The organism is Nocardia flavorosea NBRC 108225 (assembly GCF_001613385.1).
GTDB lineage: Bacteria > Actinomycetota > Actinomycetes > Mycobacteriales > Mycobacteriaceae > Nocardia > Nocardia flavorosea.
Genome location: NZ_BDCG01000002.1, coordinates 696,558 through 714,484 on the forward strand (window position 1 = coordinate 696,558; position 17,927 = coordinate 714,484).

Genomic DNA, 17,927 nt, shown 5'->3' on the forward strand with positions numbered 1-17,927 from the left:
GCCTGGAACCCGCCGAGATCGCGCCCCGTGGCGCGGTCAGAGCTTGCGAACACCTTCGAGCACCGCCTGTATGACATCGAGATCGGGGCCGCGATGGTGTTTCGGCGGCGACCGGAAAATGACATGACCTGAATTGATCAGATCGCTGATCAGAACCTTGACCGCGGCGACCATGAGATCGAGACGCGCGGCTATTTCGACAATGGATTGCGGTCTGCCGTGGCACATCCGCAGGATCTCCCCGTACTCACGATCCCACGACAAGTCGTCGGCACTGGCCTGCACGGTGACCACCAGTGTCAGCAGGTCGAGATTGTGCAGATCGCGTCCCGCTCGGCCCCGAGTCACCGCGAACGGCCTGACCAAAGGCCCCGGATCATCGTCGAACGGCGAGAATATGCCGTCGTTTGCGCTCATGGTGCGTACGACTGTCTGAGCGGCGCCCGCGAAACCCGGGGCGCGGCGGAGAGATGGTCCCGGACCTGGCCGACGATGACGTTCATTTCATACGCCACCATGCCGAGATCGGCGTCCACGGACGCGAGCAGCGCCAAGCAGGCCCCGAAGCCGGCCTCGGTCACGACGAGATAGCCGCCTTCCAGCTCGATCACCGTCTGCTGCAACATGCCTTTGCCGAAATGCAAACCCACCCCACCGGCCAGGCTGTGCAGTGCCGAGGACATCGCGGCCAACTGCTCGGCGTCCTCACGACCCAGGCCCCGCGATTTGGCCAGGGCCAAACCATCGGCCGACAGCACCAGCGCACTCTCCGCTTCCGGCAGCCTGTTGACGAGATTGTCCAGTAGCCAGTCCAGCGCCTCCGGCGAGTTCTGCATTCCCAGTTCGCTATTCATTGTCCGACCGTCCGTTCCACTGCGTGCTGTCTGTTGCTGTCGTTCTCGCACGGCGCGTCCCCTGCTGGAACGACGACATGGCCCGACGAGCCCGGCCGGCGTCACGGGGCGCTCGGCCCACGTCGCGCGCTTGCGGCGCCGAGTCCTCCGGTCCCCGCGCGAGCGAGAGATCCTGCCGAAGTTGCGGAGCGAGGTTGGCGTTGCGTTGTCGCTGCGGAAGCGGCCGGCGAGTCCCACGCGCACGCCCCGGGCGGGTGGCGGGTCCGGTATCCGGTGATGCCGGTCTGGTGGACGGCGCGGCGTTCCAGTGGCTGCCCATGCCCGGCGGGGAGGGCTGCACGGGAGCGGCCGCGATATCCATGCCATCGGTGATGGCAAGATTGTTTGCCGGTAGCGGGCGTGGGACCAATTCTGTCCGTGGAGCGGGAGTCGGATCCGGCGCCCGATGGGTGTGGGTTTCGCGCGCGAAGCCGGAATCGTCCGCATATCCCGGAGCGGGGTCGGCGGCCGATTCCATGAGCCCGGACGGAATCAGGACGACAGCCTTGACCCCACCGTAGGCCGATTCCTGCAGGTTCACCGAGAAGGCGTGCCGCTGCGCCAGCCGGCCGACCACGAACAGGCCGAGGTGCCGCTGCCCGGACAAAGTCATCGCGGCGAAATCCGGTGGATCTCGCAGAAGTTCGTTCAAACGCTCACGCTCCTCGGGACGAATTCCGAGGCCCTGGTCTTCGACCTCGATCACCGCGCCCCGTCCGACGAGATTGCCGCGAACCGCGACCGGCGCCGCCGGCGGCGAGAAAGCCGTGGCATTGTCGACCAGTTCCGCCAGGAGGTGGATGAGGTCGGCCACCACGCTGCCGAGAATGCGGACCCGGGGCAGGCGGACCGCGCTCACCCGGGTGAATTCCTCGGTCTCGGAGATCGCACTGCGCACGATCTCCTCCAGCTCCACCGGCTCACGCCACTTCCGGCCGGGCTGGGCGCCGCCCAGGATCAAGAGATTCTCCGAGTTCCGACGGGAGCGGGTGGCCAAATGGTCGAGTTTGAAAAGCAATTCGAGATGCTCAGGGTCGCCCTGCTTGTTCTCCGCGACTTCCAGGAGATCGAGTTGCCGGCGCACGACGACCTGACTGCGATGCGCGATATCGAGGAATACCCGTTTGAATCCGTCCCGAGTCCCCGCTTCGGCCACAGCAGCGGCTACCGCGGTGCGCTGGGCGATGGCGAAAGCCTCGGCGACCTGGCCGATTTCGTCTCGCCCGCGGTCGACAGGTGCCGTCTCGGCGTCGACGTCGATCGTCTCCCCACCGTGGATGCGATCGATGATCGACGGAAGCTTTTCGTACGCGAGATCCAGACTGTTCGTCCGGAGCCGGCGCAGGCGCCGGATCAGCCGATTCGCCAGGCCGACGGAGATCGCCACCGCCCCCGCGGAAATCAGCGCGACCACGATTCCGGCGGCAACAGACTGGAAGAACAACCGGTCTGCCGCATCCTCGGCCAGGTCGAGGGCATAGTTCGTATGGTCGATGAACACATCGAGCAATTGGGTTCGAACCACCTGCTCGGCGGACCGCCAATCCTCGTACGGCACCGGCAGAACCCCGTTGCCGGTGAGTTCATCCTGCGCGAAGAGCGCCGTACCCCACTCGTTGCTCGACGAAATCTCTTGGAGCCGGCCCCGCTCTGCCGCGGTCAGCCGGGAGGCCAGCCGGTTGAACTGATCGCGATAGGCGCCGACGACGTGGGCTACTGCTCGCCGCTCGCCAGGTTCCAGCACACCTTGCGCCATACCGGCTGCGGCCAAGCCAACGGTCCGCGATTGCAGGTCCGCGACCGCCAAAAGATCAGCGGCTGCCAACTCCTCACTGGCAATGGGCGCATCCGGTGCGTTGTGCGCCGCATTCGCCCGGATACCTGTGGCGACCACGTCCGCCATACCGGTGTAGAAATTGTCGATCTCGGCCGCGTCGCCGCGACCGGACTCGACGGTGCCCCCTATCGCCGGAAGTCTCGATACCAAAGTGGCGAATCCCGAGAGGGTGTCTTCGATCGCTTCCGAGCCTGCGACCTGAGCGGAGCTCGTGATCTGCTTGATCTCCGTCAGAGCGGCGTCCGTCGCAGCGCGATCGGCCGGCAGCGTTGCCGCTGCCCGGCCGTCACCGCCGAGGGTGGCCAGACTGGTTGTCCGCTCGTCCTGGACGGCGGTGAGGTAACGCACCAGCTGATCGGTGACGGTGCTGCGGTACTCGGACCAGTTCCCGGCAGTCCGCGCTTCGGAACCCAGCAGTGCGACCACCGAGATCCCGACGAGTGACAGTGCCACGCTCGGCACCATGACTATCGCGAGCAGCACCGTTCGTATGCTCGCTGTGGAACGGCCCGCGAAGCGACTCAGGAACCTGGCACGCGGTTTCCCCGCATCGGCTTCGCCGGCCCCACGCGAACTCATCCGAAACTCCTCGTCAGTGTGAATACCGGAAGTGAGCGCGCCGAAGTGCTCGCCGAGGCCAGCTGGGCGACCTCGGCGATGTGCATACGAACAGGCAGACCACGATGCGGTAGTGCCGATCTGCACATGGCTACAGCCAGAGGATCGACAATCCCGGTACATAGCTCATTCATTAAGCTGTTTGGGAGCGTATCCTCGGCTCACCACACTGTCAACGGATGTAGTAAGCATGTCCAGGGCATTGACCACGAGAGTCGAGTATTGGCTTGGGTTCACGCGGTCATCGCAACACTCACAACTCTCGAGCGTGAAGGCGTGGCTGCGCGAGCCGCGCACCGGTGTCGTGGCGATATCGCCCCGAGCGACTCGCCATCAGAGCAGGGGATGCAGACCACCGATAAGCCGACCGGACAGCACCTGAATCCGCTCGGCGGAGTCGCTGAGCTCCTTGCCGAGCATGTTGAGCGCGTCGTTGTGCTGGTGTCGCGCGAACGCCTCGTCATCGCGGAAACACTCATAGACGAAGAACTCCCCGGCACCACCACGGAGGCGGTGTATCGACCACGCCTCGGTGCCGTCGTCCTTCTCGGCTTCAACGGACATCCGGGTGAGCAGGTCGAACATCGCCTCGCCGCCGCCGAGGCGCGCGACAACATGCACGCACGCGGCGACAGGGCCTTTCTCGGCGGGTCCAGTACTCATACGACTCCTTCGTGAGTGGCGAGCGCGGCCAGGTCGCGCAGATCACCGAACGTGAGAACCCGGCCGGTGAACGACGTCGGCTGATCGACGAGCCACCGCACCGCTTCGCCGAACTCCTCCGGCGAAGCGCCGGTTCCGGGCGGATCGGCGGTCTCACCGATCATCGCGGCCAGCGCCTCGCTGCGGAGGGCCTCGTCGACCCGCACACAGTTGGCGGCGACGCCGGTGCCGGCGAGCTCGGCGGCCAGGCCGGTCGTGAACCGCTCGAGCCCGGCCTTGGAGACCGCGTAGACCAACTGGGTGCCGAAGTCGGTGGTGGCGGCAGCAGATCCGATATTGACGACCCGGCCCCGCCGCGGACCAGCATGTCCGGCAACAGGATGCGCGTCAGGTCGACGGCGGCATTGAGGTTGACTTCCAACACAAGGTCGGGCGCGCACTTGGCCAACGCATTTCGGTACTGCTCGGTGGCGGGCGACTTGTCGAACCACGGGAACGGTCCGCCGGCCGCGACCGTACCGTCGACAGCCGCGCTCTTCAGCCAGTCGGAATTGATGGCCGGCGCATTGGTGAGTAGTTCAGGCCGGTAGCCCTGCTGTGCGCACGCGTTCGCGCCCCGGAGTACCACCCGCGCAGGCGCGCCGATGCCGAGCGCGTCGACGCCGGCGTACTTTGCCGCAAGGCACGGCGCGGTGTAGTCCGGTGCCGTCCCCGAGATCTTGGCACCGTATGTGAACGACATACCCGCGAAGTGCCGATCGACTGGTACTACGGCGCCTTTCGGTGCGAGCGGGTCGCCGACTGGGGGCGTGGAGTCCCGGCTCATGACGTCGAGCGGCGATATTGCGGTCCAGGCGATCGTCCGACGCCGGCGGTAGAGCCCGCGACGGTGGCCGCGAGCTCTCAGTCTCCGCCCTCCTACCGCCATCGGGCGAAGAAGGTCCCGACCTCCTCGGCGAAGTCGGCCGGCTCCTCCCACGCGGCGAAGTGTCCGCCCGACGGCATGTCCGTCCAACGAACGACGCCGAGTCCACGCTCGACCGCAGATCGCGGGGGCGGTCGGAACAGTTCGTCGGGATAGTTGGCGAACCCCAGGGGGACGGGCGACCGCTCGTCGAACTGCTCCTCCTCCACCACCCCTCGATACATCCAGATCGCCGACTGCACACTGTCCGTGGCCACGTAGGTCATGACGTTGGTGATGACTGCATCGAGACCGAACTTCTGCTCCAGCTCCCCGCGACCACCCGACCACCGGTGGAGCTTCTCCATGACCCAGCACGCGAAGGCCACGGGCGATGAGGCCAAGGCCAGGCCGATGGTCTGCGGCTCGGTGCTCTGCTCGCGCATGTAGGCCGACTCGCGCGCCATGATCCGTGCATGGTCCCGCTTCCACGTCCGGTACTCCTCACTGCCGTCGTCGCACGACGCCCCGAAGAGGATGTTGACGTGTGCGGCCGCCACAACGTCAGCATGGTCGTGAGCCAGAGCGCGAGTCACCATCGCACCCCAGTCGCCACCCTGAGCCCCGAAGCGCTCATACCCGAGAACCTCCGTCATGAGCTCACGCCACATTCCAGCGACCCGTCGGGGACCGATCGGTCGCGGCGGGCGTCCCGAGAAGCCGTAACCGGGCAGGGACGGCACGACGACGTCATGCCCCCTGGCCACGAGCAGCGGGATGACCTCCAGGAACTCCACCACCGAACCCGGCCACCCGTGGGTCAGGATCAGCGGAAGACCGCTCCCACCCTCGGCGCGCACATGGTAGAAATGCACGTCGATGCCGCCGACCCGGGCCACGAACTGCGGGTGGGAGTTCAACGCACGTTCGTGCTCACGCCAGTCGTAACTCGTCAGCCAGTGGTCACGCAACCGCGTGAGAGCTGCGGCATCCGTGCCGTAGCGCCAGTCCGCATCATCGCTGGGTGCGTACCCGATGGGAGCCGCTGCGATGAGGCGCTCGAGCGCCTCGAGCCTCGCCTGCGGCACATCCACGGCGAATGACCGCACGCCGACGTTCTCGCCCTGCTGCTCCATACCGGTGCCTCTCTCCCATCGACCTCGTCGCGTGGAGGTGAGCCTATACCGGGCTCCTAGAATCGTATAAATCATTTGCATGACTTGACGTACAGGGGGATACACCTGCCGGCATCGTTGAACGATTCGAGTGACACTCCTCGCTGCCGGGTCGGCATCGGCACAGATGATGGTCGGTGACTTTCCGCCGAGCTCGAGGTTGCAGCCGATGACCCGGTCGCCGCATAGGTCGGCCACCGCAGTCCGTCGCGACACAGCCAAGATGGCCCGGACCACCCTGGCCAAGACCTACAGCGACGCCGGGGAACTTCGCCCGCAGTGCCCGCACGATCGAAGTGCTCGTCGACCGCGACGCCGTCACTTCTTGAAATTAGTGCATTATTTGATATGTAAATGCGGCGCTACCCCACGCAGCTCACCGACCTGACGAGAACAAGGATTCCCCATGACCGAGATGTCGTCGTCCACCTGGTTGTTCGTGCCCGGTGACCGGCCCGAGCGATTCGCGAAAGCCGCAGCAAGCGGCGCCGACGAGATCGTGATCGACCTCGAAGACGCGGTGGCCGACGACCACAAGCCCACGGCCCGCGACGCCGCAGCGGCCTGGCTGTCGAACGGCGGCCGCGCATGGGTCCGGATCAACGGGGTCGACACCCCATGGGCGGAGGCCGACCTCGCCGCTCTCGTGGCTTCGCCCGGGTTGCGCGGCGTCATGGTGCCCAAAGCGGAATCCGCTAGGCACCTCGCCATGACCGGTGAACGGCTCGGCAGCGAACGTGGCGTAGTCGCTTTGGTAGAAACCGCGCTCGGCGTACACAACGCGTACGAACTGGCCGCATGCCCCGCCGTCCGGCGGCTGGCATTCGGTTCGATCGATTTCGCCCACGATATCGACGCGGCCGAGAACAGCCGCTCGCTACTCCTCGCCAGGTCCACGCTGGTGCTGGCCTCGAGAGTCGCCGGGCTTCCGGCACCGATCGACGGTGTCAGCGTCCGGATACAAGACAGCGAATACGTCGCCGAGGAGGCGGCGCAGGCTCGCGCGCTGGGTTTCGGCGGCAAACTCTGCATTCACCCGGCGCAAGTGTCCGCCGCGGCCGCCGCGTTTCTGCCGAGCGACGAAGAGGTGGAGTGGGCACACCGAACTGTCGCGGCGTTCACAGGGCAGGACGGAGCTGTCCGTATAGACGGGGCCATGGTCGACAAGCCCGTGTTCGAACGCGCCCAGCGGATCCTGGCGCGAGCTTCGGTCACCGAATAGTCATGAGCGGGCCGTGCGGGTCCGGGCTGTCGTCACGACGTCTGTACCCGCGGCTCACGGTGTCGCCTGCCTTCTCCCGGAGCACCGAAAACCACCGAGACGTCGTGCACGAGCACACCTTCCCCCTCCGCACCGACAGTCACCCGCGGCAGTTGTAGTTCGGCCAGCGACGGCAGTTCCTCGACCAGCCACGCCACCCGCAGGATCACGTCCACCACCGCGTCGACGTCTCGTCCCGCCAGCAGCGGGAATGCCCGCACGGAGCGCACCATGCGCGCGGCATCGAGGTCGCTCACCGGGGTGATGTGGAAAGCGATATCGCCGTACAGCGTCATCGACTCGCCGGCGATCCCGAACATGAGCAACGGCCCGAAAACGCTGTCCTCGACGACCGAGAGCGATACCTGGGGTCCGGTGATTCCGGCGTCCGGCCGCCCCGCCAGCCCGGCGGCCGCCAGCAGGTCGCCGGCCTCCGCGGCGCCCGCCGGACCGATTCCGGCGCGCTCGGCGACGGCGCGGACCCGATCGGCCGAGATTCCCCCGGGCTGCCGGACCACGCCGGCGGGCTGGCGCCGCCAGGCCCCGTACGAGGTTGCCCGGCCGAGCGCCGCGGCAGCCGCCTCCGGGAAGGTATAACTCGGCACCGCGAGGTCCTGATCGCCGGCGCCGCGGAGTACACCTTCCGTCCCGTCGAAGCTGGCAACGAGGGTTTTTCCGGGAGCCGACTCCCCCGCTCTCAACAGAGCAGCCACAATCGCTTCGCGGCTCAGCACCAGCGGCGGTATGAACAACGCCAGCACCGAATCGACGGCATCGTCGGCCAGCAGTGCGCGTAACGCCGACTCGTAATGCTCGGCGTCCGCACGGGGTGACAGATCGAAGAAATCGGCCGTATCGCCGGCCGGCGCGATCTCGCGCAATGCCACCATCGTCGGTTCGCTCACCCGAGCCGGACGCAAACCCGCCGCCCGGCAGGCGGCGGCGGTCAGCGCGCCGGGCTGTGTCGCGTTGGTGACCACCGCGACCCGATCCCCACGCGGTACCGGCTGATGGGCGAAAAGCAGTGCGACATCGAACATTTCCGCGAGCGTCCGGGTCACGACGATCCCCGTCTGCGAGAACAGCGTATCGGTCACCGCACCGCGGTCGACGCCGGACGGCACGGCCGCGCTGTCCAGCGACAGCTGCACCGCACTGGTCACGGTCACGATGGGTTTGCGCGCACTGACGCGCCGGGCCAGGCGGGCGAATTTACGTGGGTTGCCGACACGTTCCAGATCCAACAGGAGCACCGAGGTGGTCGGATCCTCCTCCCACCACTGCAGCAGATCGTTCGGCGAAACATCGGCCGATCGACCCAGCGAGGCGAAACCGGAGAACCCGAGCCCGATCCGGCGGGCGTATTCCAGCACGGCGAGCCCCAGAGTGCCGGACTGGCTCGCCATCGCCACCACTCCGGGCTCGGGCAACGACAAGGAGAAGGTCGCGGCCAGGCGCCGCGTCTGCTGCTGCGCGAGAATACCCATACTCGCCGGACCGATGAGCCGCATGCCCTGGCCCCGCGCGTAGCGGACCATGTCCATTTCGGCGGCGCGGCCCTGTTCACCCAGCTCTCCGAACCCGACCGACACCACTATCACGGCCGCCACCGAAGCGGCCGCGCAGTCCCGCAGAATCTCCGGCACGAGTTCGGCCGCGACCGCCACCACGACCAGATCGATCGGTTCGCCGATCGCGCTCACAGTGGAGTAGGTCGGCAAGCCCATCACCGCCGGGGTGTTGGGGTTGACGGCATAAACCTTTCCGGGGAATCCGTGCGTCACGAGATTGCGCACCACCGCGCGACCCAGATTTTCCGGCCCGATTCCGGCTCCGACTATCGCGACGGTCCGGGAATCGAAAATACGCTGCATGGACGAGCGCACTGCCCGATGCTCCCGGCGGTCGGAGCGAGCCAGCACCTGCGCCCGCGGGTGGATGGCGATATCGGCGTGGACAACCGACCCGGGCGGCCCGAACTGAACCGCGTATCCCGAGCTTTCCAGGGTTCGCACCATGGCTACGTTTTCGACGAGTACGTCGGCCTCGAGTACCGCGACCCCGTTGTCGCGGGCAGCGGCCGCGATATGTTCCAGCAGCAGCCCGCCCAGCCCGAGGGACTGGAATTCGTCGATGATCGTGAAAGTCACTTCGGCCCGGTCCGGATGGCCGGCGACCCGGGCGAAGTCCGCGATCCCGACCGCCCTGTTCTCGTGCACGGCGACGAGCGCCAGTTGTTCGTGCGCGTCGAAGTCCATGAACCGGGCCAGGCCGGCCCGGTCCAAGGTGACCACCGGCCCGAGCATGCGCATCGAGATGGTGCGGCGCGACAGCCGATGGCTGAAGTCGACGATGAGCTCGAGATCGTCCCGGGTCAGCCGGCGGACGAGAACCGATCGTCCGTCCTTGAGCAACCCGGGCGTACCGTCGTCGAGATTGCGTTCCGCACCCGCCACACCGCCGCCTCTCGCTCGGAAACTTCACGGTTCGCGGCGCCCGCCCGGGATCGATCAGGACGAGCGCCTGCGGTTACACCTCGATCAGCAGGGTATCGCCGTCCGCGGTCACCCGCCCCGAGATACCGGCCGGGACGTCGGTGATTCGTGCTTTGCGGGCGTCGGTACTGGAGAGCAGAAGCGTACCTTCCGAATCCCGGATGGCCCATTCGGCGCCGTTGACTCGCAGAACGCCCGGAGCGGTGGGCAGTGCCAGCCCGAGAGCCGGCCCGAGCAGGGCGATCAGGGCGGAGTCCACCCCCGCCGCCGCGAGCCGGGCGCGCGCGGCAGGCCTCGCCCAGATGAGCCGGACCTTCCCCAATACCTCCGCCAGATCCGGGTTCTGCGCCGCGACCGCGTCCACGGTGTCTTCGGACAGCCCGATCACCACGGTGATCGGCATCCGTTCCAGCACCGAGAGGAACCGGGCGGAATCCCAGTTGTAGGTCTCGGCCGGTGTGTAGGTCGCCCCGATCTGCCGCAACGCCCGGACGACCGGGCTCAACCAGGGGTTCTCGTGGTTGGGCGTGGTGAGGAGCACATGGTCGTCCGCGGTCACCCCGGCGGCGAGCAATTGCGCGTGGGCCCAGGCGGTATCCCGGCCCAGATCGTCCCAGCCGATTTCGTAGTCCAGGAAGCCGTCACCCACGCGGCACACTCCGATTCCGTAGATCGGCGATCGGGGCAGCCGCCGGGCGGCTTCCAGCATCGTATTTCGTGTCATTCTTTGGCCGTCCTCGGGAATTTGGCAACGCTGGAGCTGTACTGAAGGATGTCCTCGACCGTGAGCAGGACGAGGTCGACACCGACACCCAGCTCGGACTCCAGAACTTCGGTCAACCGGCGCTCGAGGTCGGCGAGATCGGTGGTTCGTTCGGGCGCGTAACCCACCCGCAGGCGCAGCCGGGCCATCGGGCCGTCCGAGCGGATGATCTGGAACATACCGTCCGACAACTCGGGCAGGGTTTCCACCAACTGCCAGACATCGCTGACCACAATCGCTTTGCCGTCGACGACGGTCTCGTCACCACGCCGGCCCGCGAACCACATCCGGGCGTGCGTCCGGCCGATGGGCGACGACTTGCGGGTAACCCGCACCAGATCTCCCGACCGGAACCTGATGTAGGGCGCGACCCGATTGTCGAGATCGGTGGCGACGAGCTCACCGATCTCCTTGTCGCCCACCGGCTCGCCGGTCACGGTATCGAGAACCTCGGGGAGCATCGTGTCCTCCCACAGCTGGAACCCGTCGAAGTCCGGCCCCTCCCACGCGGTCCCGGTGTCACCGGCGCTCGTGTAGGTCACCACCTTCACGCCCCAGTCCTCGGTGACCTTGCGCTTGAGCGCCGCGCCCATGGGCTGACCGGCGAACGAGAAGAACTTCACCGAAGCGAATGCCTCCCGCAGGTCGTATTTCGCTTCCAGCTTCTCGAACTCCATGATGGCCGGCAGGTGTACCTGCATATAGGCCACATTGTGCTTGCGAATCGCCCGGAGCATGGCTTCGCCCTGCCCGAGCCAGCTGTCCGCGAACACCGGAGTCACGCCGAGCGCCGCGTAGAAGTCGTCCCAGTAATTGCGGAAGGCGCCCGCCGGGACGATGACCCGGTCACTCGGTCGTAGTCCGTGCGCGTACAGATCGCGGGCGGAGACGGCCGGCAGGGGCGGAGCGACGGTCCAGATCTCGGGTAGCAGTTCGGGTGCCGAGGTGGTCCCCGATGTCGTGGTCACCGAGGTCAGAGTCTTGGGATCCACACACAGCAACCCGCCGTAGGGGTCGCCGGTACGCTCCCGATACGCCTTGATCTCGGCCTTGGTCAGGGTCGGGATCTTGGTGGTGAAATCGTCGAGGCTGCGGATATCGTCCGGCGAGACACCGGCGGCACCCCAGTGCTCGCGATACAGGGGCGAGTTGTCCCATGCGAACGCCACCAGATCCAGCACCGCGGCTTCCTGGTCCGCTCGGATCGACTCCCGCGAAGCGCACTCCACCTCCGGTTCCAGGAACTCGCAGGCCGCACCATCGACCGTGGTCTGCGGGTTCGCCGGCCCACTGATAGTCGTCACAATCTCCTCCATCGCCGGGGCACTGCCACGCTCGGGACGCTCCGCGGCACAGTCTGAACGGCGGGAACATCCCGCGTGATCCGACGCACAGACTAACAGGATAAATATCTACCTGTATAGAGGAGGAGTGAAACGAATCTATTCCGATACGTCACGCTGCGTGTCGAGCCACCGATAGTGCTGCTCGAAGTGCGAGTCGGGTCGCCTGACCATGATCGCGTCGGCCTCGGCCACAACGGCTCCGGAGCTCTCCAGTTCCAGTGTCGCCCGGACGAAAACCCGCCGGCCCTCTTCCTTCACCGCCCACGCGCGCCCGATCAGCTGCCACCCGACAGGCACCGGACGCACGAACTTGACGGTCAAGCTTCCGGTGACGCCGAATTGGTTGTTCAGCATCAACGCGTGCCCCACGAGCTCGTCCATGACACCAGCGGTCCAACCGCCGTGCGCGACCTCCGGACCACCCTCGTTCTCCAGTGCGCACACCACCCGGCTGACCACCACTCCGTCGTCGCCCATATGTTCGCTCTCGACCCCCAGGCGGCACCGGTTCAGCGCGTGACAGCCATAGCAGAGGCGCACCCCCTCCGGCGATACCGGCGTATCGAGAGCTGCCGACAGATCGCTGCGGTCGACCGCCGCGTGCTGCCGGACATCCCCCGCAATCGCGTTCGTTCCGGATTCGGACACAGGCAAACCCCTTCGATATCGGTGAGCCGCGCCCGGAAGCCGAGACGCGGACGATGAACGGACCCGGACACGGATCCACGGAGTGGAACACCCCGGAAAGAAGGAAGCCGTACGGTTCGCCGACCGGCGCTGGGCCGGCCATCGAACCGTACGGCCATATCAGAGCGGGCGACCCGCGGGTGCCGGCCGATCAGGCGGCAGCCGCCACCGGGAAGAGTTCGTCGAACGCCCCACGCAGTACACGGTCGCGGATCCGCGTATCGACGTCGTCGAAGATGGTGTGCAGCGTTTGCTGCGTATGCCCGTAGGTGCCTTCCAGATGCGGGTAGTCGTCGCCCCACAGCACATTGTCGTAGGCGGTGTCCTCGATGACCTGGACCGCACTGATGTCGTGCTGGAACGAGGCGTACACCTGCTGGCGGATGATCTCGCTGGGCAGCCGCGACAACCGCGGACGCACGAACATACCGTGCTGCCGGTAGGCCTCGTCCATCCGGTCACCGATGGCCGGCACCCAACCCGCGCCACCCTCGGCGACCAGGACTTTCAGGCCCGGATGACGGTCGAGCGCACCACCGGCGACCAGGTGCGTGACCACGCGCATACCCGGATATGTGGTCTCCATGTAGTTCACCACCGCGCCGCCGGGTCCGCGGTAGACGACGTTCGCCGCGCCCGTGCCGATATGCCAGCACAGCGGTAGCTTCAGCTCTTCGGCGGCCGCCCACAGCGGCTCCCACAGGTCCAGCCCCCAAGCCCGGTCGTCGTCGATCCCGCACGGGAAATAGAGCGCCCGGAAGCCCATTTCGGCCGCGCGTTCCGCCTCCGCCACAGCGTTCTTCACATCCCGCAGCGGCACGATCGCGGGGGCGAAGATCCGGTCCTGCCGGCCCATCACCTCTTCCATCGCCCAGTCGTTCCACGCGCGAGCGACCGCGACCTCCAGTTCCGGGTCCTTGATATTGCAGGTCCAGAAGCCCATCGAGGGAAACGCGAGCTGGTTGCGCACACCCTCCTGATCGAGGTCCTGGAGCCGGATGTCCAGGTCCTTGAAGCCCGGCGGGCGCATCGCATCCATGAAGTCGTTGAGCTGACGATCGATCTGCGTGCCGTCGATGTAGACGATCTCGTACTTCTCACCCCGCTCCGAGCGGGGCGCCCGGTCCGCCAGCCGCTTGGGGAGCCGCGAGGTCCACAGATCTTCCGGTTCCATCAGATGGGAATCACCGGAATTGGCCCAGATCTTGTCCTCGTCGGCCTGTTCTGCGACGGCGGCCATCGCCTCTGTCATGGATTTCTCCTCGATCGAGTGACTTCCGGGCCGAACCACGGCGGACCGGCCCGCTATATTATTTACACTGTAACGAAAAAGGGGCATCCTGTATAGCGAAACTCGAACCCAGCCTGGGAGGGCACCATGGAACCGACGACCGGCAGTACGACACTCACCCGCGAACAACGCGACAGCTACCTCCGCGACCTGAACGAGGAGAGTCTGCCCGCACTGATGCGTTCCACCTGGACCTGGGATGATCGCGCGCTACGCCGCCGGTTGAGCGAACTGCTCACCGGTTTGACCGCGGTCGATCGACTACGGGCCGGCAAGGTCGAATGCCCCCGGCCGGTCCTCGACGCGGCGGAGGCCCGGGTCCTTGCCTCAGCAGGCGAATTCGTCGCCGAGGTGCTGGGACCGCGACTGCTCGCGGATGCGGGCAATCCCTTTCGGGCACAGCTGCTTCCGCTCGTTCGCGCGACCGGCGAACTCACCGCCGAAGCCGCAAGAGCCATCGATACGCTCGCCGTGGACGTCACCGGGCAGGTGATCGAACGCGACGAGGAATTGTCCGGAATCCTCCCCGAGGACACCTGGGAGGCCAAGGCGTTCGGCCCGAAGGCCACCGGGCTCGCACGGGTCGCCTATTCGGCCGGCTACACCCTGTCCCGGACCGACTATTTCCCCGCCGCCGGACTCGGCGCGCAGGCGTTCACCGTGGCGGGTTCACCCACCGACGACAGCGTCGATCTGCGCCGTTGCACTCTCGCGGCGGCCGAGAAGACCGGCTCCTGGGATCCGGCACTCGTTCGGACCCGCGCGAAGGCAACCGACACCGGCTGGCAGCTCACCGGCGAGAAATGGTTCGTACCCGGTGCCGAGACAGCGGAAAAGATCTTCGTCGTAGCCCGCAACATCGGCGGCCCGTCGTTGTACCTCGTCGACCGGAATGCACCGGGTGTCACCGTCGAGCGCCTGGATTCACTCGACGATGTACGGCCGCTCGCACGCATAGTCTTCGAGTCGACTCCCGCGGTCCTCATCGGACACGAAGGGGCGGGCGGGCGCATCATGAACCGCACGGTCGACCGGGCGACGACAGTTCTTGCTGCCGAACAGATGGGCATCGTCGACCGGGCGCTGAAATGCCTGTCCAAGGCCCTGCCCTCCGCCGACGACAGCGAGTCGTGGCGGAGCTACACGAAGAAGCTCGCGGATCTGGAGGTGATCCGGGCCGGAGCCACCGCGCTGTGGTACCGGGCGGTCGAACTACAGAGTGGAGACGATCTCGATGCCGCCGCCGCGGCCGCGGCGATGGCACATATCGGCTGCTCGAATGCGGTTCGCCAAGTGGCGTTGCGCCTCACCGCCGTGGCCGATGACCTGGACGCCGCGGACGTCACCACCATCGTGACGCGAGCGCGCGGTACCGACCTGCTGCTCGGCGGTCCGGCGCTGGCCCACGAACGACTGCTGGAACGCCTGGGAATCTGACCCAGTGGGTGCCATGGAGCCCGACGCGGTACTCACCCGGCCTGCGGGGACGGGTGAGTACACTGCGCCTGTGGGAGCGAGCGAAGGAGCGAGGGCCGAGACCGACTCGGCGCAGCCGCCACGCAGGCCCCGCGGCCGCCCGCCGTCACTGACCGAGGACCAGATCGTCGACGCCGCCCTCCAGATCATCCGCAGCGAGGGACTGGACGCGCTGTCCATGCGCCGCTTGTCCCGGCAGTTGGGGCGTTCCCAGATGGCCGCGTACTCCTATGTCGCCGACAAGCAGGAACTCCTCGACCTGGTGACCCGGCGCACGCTGGCCGACGTCGCGATCCCGGGCCCGGAGGACGGACCGTGGGACGTCCAACTCCGATTGCTCATCGACAGCATCGATGCGCAGCTGCGGCGGCATCCCGGTATCGCCGGACTGCTGCTGCAGCGGATGCTGCATTCGGATCGGCGCCTGGTGGACGCACTCATGGCGATCATGATCGATGCCGGGTTACGCGAGAAGCAGGTCCTGCTCGCCTACTCGACGATCCATACCTACCTCTTCGGCCGCTACCAGGTCGCCCTCGCCGATGTCCCGCGCGACGACTCGGTTCCGCTGCCGACACTCGCCCGGGTGACGCCGTTTCTCGACGAACTGCACCGCGCGGACTACTACAACTTCGGCATCGACATATTGCTCGACGGCCTGCGCACCCGGGTGGCCGAGAATCTCCAGAGTTCGGCCGCCGAGCACCACTGATGGCAGCCGGGCGCACGGCTCACCCGGCGTCCGGTGGTGTCACCCCGTCGGCCAGGGCGACGAATGTGGCGAGCACCGAATCGACACCGATATCCAATCCGTCGCCCGGGCCCGACGACCACTGCTCGACCACCGTGAGCGCTCCGATGAAGGCGGCCGCAAGTCCCTTCGGATCCGCTGACCGAGGGAATTCGCCACGCGCACAGGCGCGTTCGAATACCGCGACAACCCGCTGGTTACCGGGCACGATCACCTGCTGCTGGACGCGTGTGTACAGATCGGGATGCCGTGCCGCCTGCCCCGCGAAGGTGAACAAAATCTGTAACCCGGCCCAGGCGTCCGGACGGTCGAAGGCTTCGACCAGTAGACGCAACTCCTGCCGGAGGTCGCCCAGGTCGGGAACCTCGGGCCAGGTGGCGATGGAGGCGAACGCATCGATGATGAGTTCCTGTGCGCTCGACCACCGCCGATAGAAACCGCTGTTTCCCACCCGCGCCCGGCGCAGCGTGGCAGTCAAGCTGAAGGCATCGACACCGGCGGAGACGAGTTCGGCCCGCGCTTCGCGCAGCACCCGCTGTTCCAGGGTGGTATCGGGTGGACGGCCGGCGCGCCGGCTTCCGTCATCGGTGGACCGGGCCGCCTTCCTTATCGCCATGGCCCGACTGTAACGACGGGAGCAGCGGCGCGGCCCGCCGAGTCACCGGCGCCGGCGGTCACCGTTGCCGGGCACGGATTCTCCCCACGCCATCCATACGTCCGGGACCCGGGTATCGGCCACCCGGTGCATCCGGCCTTCTTGCTGGGGGTTGGGAATCCGGCCCAGTTCCATACGCCCGTGGCGATCGGGTTCGCAGACCCAGCTCTCACCGTTGATCGTGTAGTCGATACCGTCATGCCAGTACCCGTCCGGATCACGCCGGACCACCGCGTCCATCGTCCGCGCAGTGGTCACCGTGCCGTCACTGTGCCCGATGACGCCGACGTGGAAATCGCCGTTGCCGAACAGGAAGTGGCCGACTTCGGCGCTGCCGTCGGCGTAGTGGTTGGCCCACGAGTACCAGGTGGTGTACTCGGCATCGTGCAGCGGGTCTTTGTCGACATAGAGGCGGCCGCCGGGACGCATCCACGCCTCTTCCCAGAACAGAAACCCGCGGACACGTTTCCCGAGCAGCTCACCTTCCACCAACCAGGTCTGGGTGAGATACAGCAGTGAAGAATCCGGGCCGGGAAGGAACCACTGCAGCGGTGGCGCGACCAGGTCACCGGAGACATCGATGATCCCCGTCTCCTCGTAACGCAAGGTTTCGGTGGACAATGTCAGCGCCACCGAACGCCCGTGTTCGTTTGCGGGAGCGGTCAGTTCCGCGACCTCGCCGCCGAGCGTACGGCGCGTCATCTCGTTGCTGTCGGGCGCGTGGCGAGGTTCGCGGCGCATCGTCAGCTGTTCGCCGCCACCGCCACTGGACAAGACAATGAGCTTGCCACCCAGCGACCGGATATCCGAACCGGCCGCTCCCGTATCCCGGGTGGCCGGCACCCGGCGCATGACGGAATGCAGGCCGCCCTCGTCGTCACGAAGGGTGCCCCAGATGTAGCCCGCCTCGGGAACCAACCCGTGGATGCTGGTGGCCTCGGCGAGAACAGCTGCGGGTTCGAAGCGCCGGCCGGAGCAGACCGCCGCGTAATCGAACGATCCGGTGGGTGAGAGCTCGGTGTATCTGGCGGTCACGGTGATCGGTCCTTCCATAGCCTTCGGCCGTCCCGGATGCGGCGGGGTCACAATTCGTTTCCTGAATATTCGCGGAG

The 17,927-nt window shown here is 66.7% G+C and carries 16 protein-coding genes and 1 pseudogene; 3 read left to right on the forward strand and 14 right to left on the reverse strand.

The window, feature by feature from the left end; all coding sequences use genetic code 11:
* Window positions 1–36 precede the first annotated feature (36 nt).
* The 7 genes and pseudogenes from NFL01S_RS03335 to NFL01S_RS03360 form a co-directional block, all read right to left on the reverse strand.
* Entirely contained in the window at window positions 37–417 is a 381-nt protein-coding gene (locus tag NFL01S_RS03335; protein WP_062971171.1) for a DUF742 domain-containing protein, read from the reverse strand.
* Window positions 414–854 carry a roadblock/LC7 domain-containing protein gene (locus tag NFL01S_RS03340; RefSeq protein ID WP_062971173.1) on the reverse strand — a complete coding sequence of 147 codons (441 nt, stop codon included), beginning with the start codon at window positions 852–854 and terminating at the stop codon, window positions 414–416. Before NFL01S_RS03340 ends, NFL01S_RS03335 begins: the two co-directional genes overlap by 4 nt.
* Window positions 847–3,309, reverse strand: a complete 2,463-nt coding sequence (locus NFL01S_RS03345) for a sensor histidine kinase (RefSeq protein WP_062971175.1) — start codon at window positions 3,307–3,309, stop codon at window positions 847–849. The genes NFL01S_RS03340 and NFL01S_RS03345 overlap by 8 nt, the downstream gene beginning before the upstream one ends.
* A 372-nt stretch (window positions 3,310–3,681) precedes the next feature.
* Entirely contained in the window at window positions 3,682–4,011 is a 330-nt protein-coding gene (locus NFL01S_RS03350) for a putative quinol monooxygenase (protein ID WP_157116191.1), read from the reverse strand.
* On the reverse strand, window positions 4,008–4,502 hold the full coding sequence (locus NFL01S_RS34110) for an SDR family oxidoreductase (protein WP_307614606.1): 495 nt from the start codon (window positions 4,500–4,502) through the stop codon (window positions 4,008–4,010). Before NFL01S_RS34110 ends, NFL01S_RS03350 begins: the two co-directional genes overlap by 4 nt.
* Window positions 4,451–4,939, reverse strand: a pseudogene (locus NFL01S_RS37810) (hypothetical protein); the annotation flags it as partial. The pseudogene NFL01S_RS37810 and the gene NFL01S_RS34110, both read right to left, overlap by 52 nt.
* Window positions 4,930–6,051 carry an epoxide hydrolase family protein gene (locus tag NFL01S_RS03360; RefSeq protein ID WP_062971180.1) on the reverse strand — a complete coding sequence of 374 codons (1,122 nt, stop codon included), beginning with the start codon at window positions 6,049–6,051 and terminating at the stop codon, window positions 4,930–4,932. The pseudogene NFL01S_RS37810 and the gene NFL01S_RS03360, both read right to left, overlap by 10 nt.
* A 445-nt stretch (window positions 6,052–6,496) precedes the next feature.
* Between NFL01S_RS03360 and NFL01S_RS03365 the strand changes: the two genes are divergently transcribed.
* Window positions 6,497–7,312, forward strand: a complete 816-nt coding sequence (locus NFL01S_RS03365; RefSeq protein ID WP_210744330.1) for an HpcH/HpaI aldolase/citrate lyase family protein — start codon at window positions 6,497–6,499, stop codon at window positions 7,310–7,312.
* Window positions 7,313–7,344: 32 nt separating this feature from the next.
* Here the strand turns inward: NFL01S_RS03365 and NFL01S_RS03370 are convergent, their stop codons facing one another.
* The 5 genes from NFL01S_RS03370 to NFL01S_RS03390 all read right to left on the reverse strand — a co-directional run bounded on the left by NFL01S_RS03370 (window position 7,345) and on the right by NFL01S_RS03390 (window position 13,894).
* Window positions 7,345–9,807, reverse strand: a complete 2,463-nt coding sequence (locus tag NFL01S_RS03370; protein ID WP_062971182.1) for a GNAT family N-acetyltransferase — start codon at window positions 9,805–9,807, stop codon at window positions 7,345–7,347.
* A 73-nt stretch (window positions 9,808–9,880) separates the two neighbouring features.
* Window positions 9,881–10,570 (reverse strand): hypothetical protein, encoded by a 690-nt coding sequence (locus NFL01S_RS03375; protein ID WP_157116193.1) that lies wholly within the window; start codon window positions 10,568–10,570, stop codon window positions 9,881–9,883.
* Window positions 10,567–11,913, reverse strand: coding sequence for a phenylacetate--CoA ligase family protein (locus tag NFL01S_RS03380; protein ID WP_245670489.1), 1,347 nt, complete (start codon window positions 11,911–11,913; stop codon window positions 10,567–10,569). Before NFL01S_RS03380 ends, NFL01S_RS03375 begins: the two co-directional genes overlap by 4 nt.
* A gap of 138 nt (window positions 11,914–12,051) precedes the next feature.
* On the reverse strand, window positions 12,052–12,603 hold the full coding sequence (locus NFL01S_RS03385) for a PaaI family thioesterase (RefSeq protein ID WP_245670490.1): 552 nt from the start codon (window positions 12,601–12,603) through the stop codon (window positions 12,052–12,054).
* A 190-nt stretch (window positions 12,604–12,793) separates the two neighbouring features.
* On the reverse strand, window positions 12,794–13,894 hold the full coding sequence (locus NFL01S_RS03390; protein WP_062971186.1) for an amidohydrolase family protein: 1,101 nt from the start codon (window positions 13,892–13,894) through the stop codon (window positions 12,794–12,796).
* A gap of 126 nt (window positions 13,895–14,020) precedes the next feature.
* Here NFL01S_RS03390 and NFL01S_RS03395 point away from each other — a divergent pair, with 126 nt between their 5' ends.
* Both NFL01S_RS03395 and NFL01S_RS03400 read left to right on the forward strand, forming a co-directional pair.
* On the forward strand, window positions 14,021–15,370 hold the full coding sequence (locus NFL01S_RS03395) for an acyl-CoA dehydrogenase family protein (RefSeq protein ID WP_062971189.1): 1,350 nt from the start codon (window positions 14,021–14,023) through the stop codon (window positions 15,368–15,370).
* A gap of 70 nt (window positions 15,371–15,440) precedes the next feature.
* Window positions 15,441–16,121, forward strand: a complete 681-nt coding sequence (locus tag NFL01S_RS03400) for a TetR/AcrR family transcriptional regulator C-terminal domain-containing protein (RefSeq protein ID WP_245670491.1) — start codon at window positions 15,441–15,443, stop codon at window positions 16,119–16,121.
* 19 nt (window positions 16,122–16,140) lie between these two features.
* Here the strand turns inward: NFL01S_RS03400 and NFL01S_RS03405 are convergent, their stop codons facing one another.
* Window positions 16,141–16,776, reverse strand: coding sequence for a TetR-like C-terminal domain-containing protein (locus tag NFL01S_RS03405; protein ID WP_062971190.1), 636 nt, complete (start codon window positions 16,774–16,776; stop codon window positions 16,141–16,143).
* 42 nt (window positions 16,777–16,818) lie between these two features.
* Window positions 16,819–17,850, reverse strand: coding sequence for a hypothetical protein (locus NFL01S_RS03410; protein WP_245670492.1), 1,032 nt, complete (start codon window positions 17,848–17,850; stop codon window positions 16,819–16,821).
* Between the last annotated feature and the right edge of the window lie 77 nt (window positions 17,851–17,927).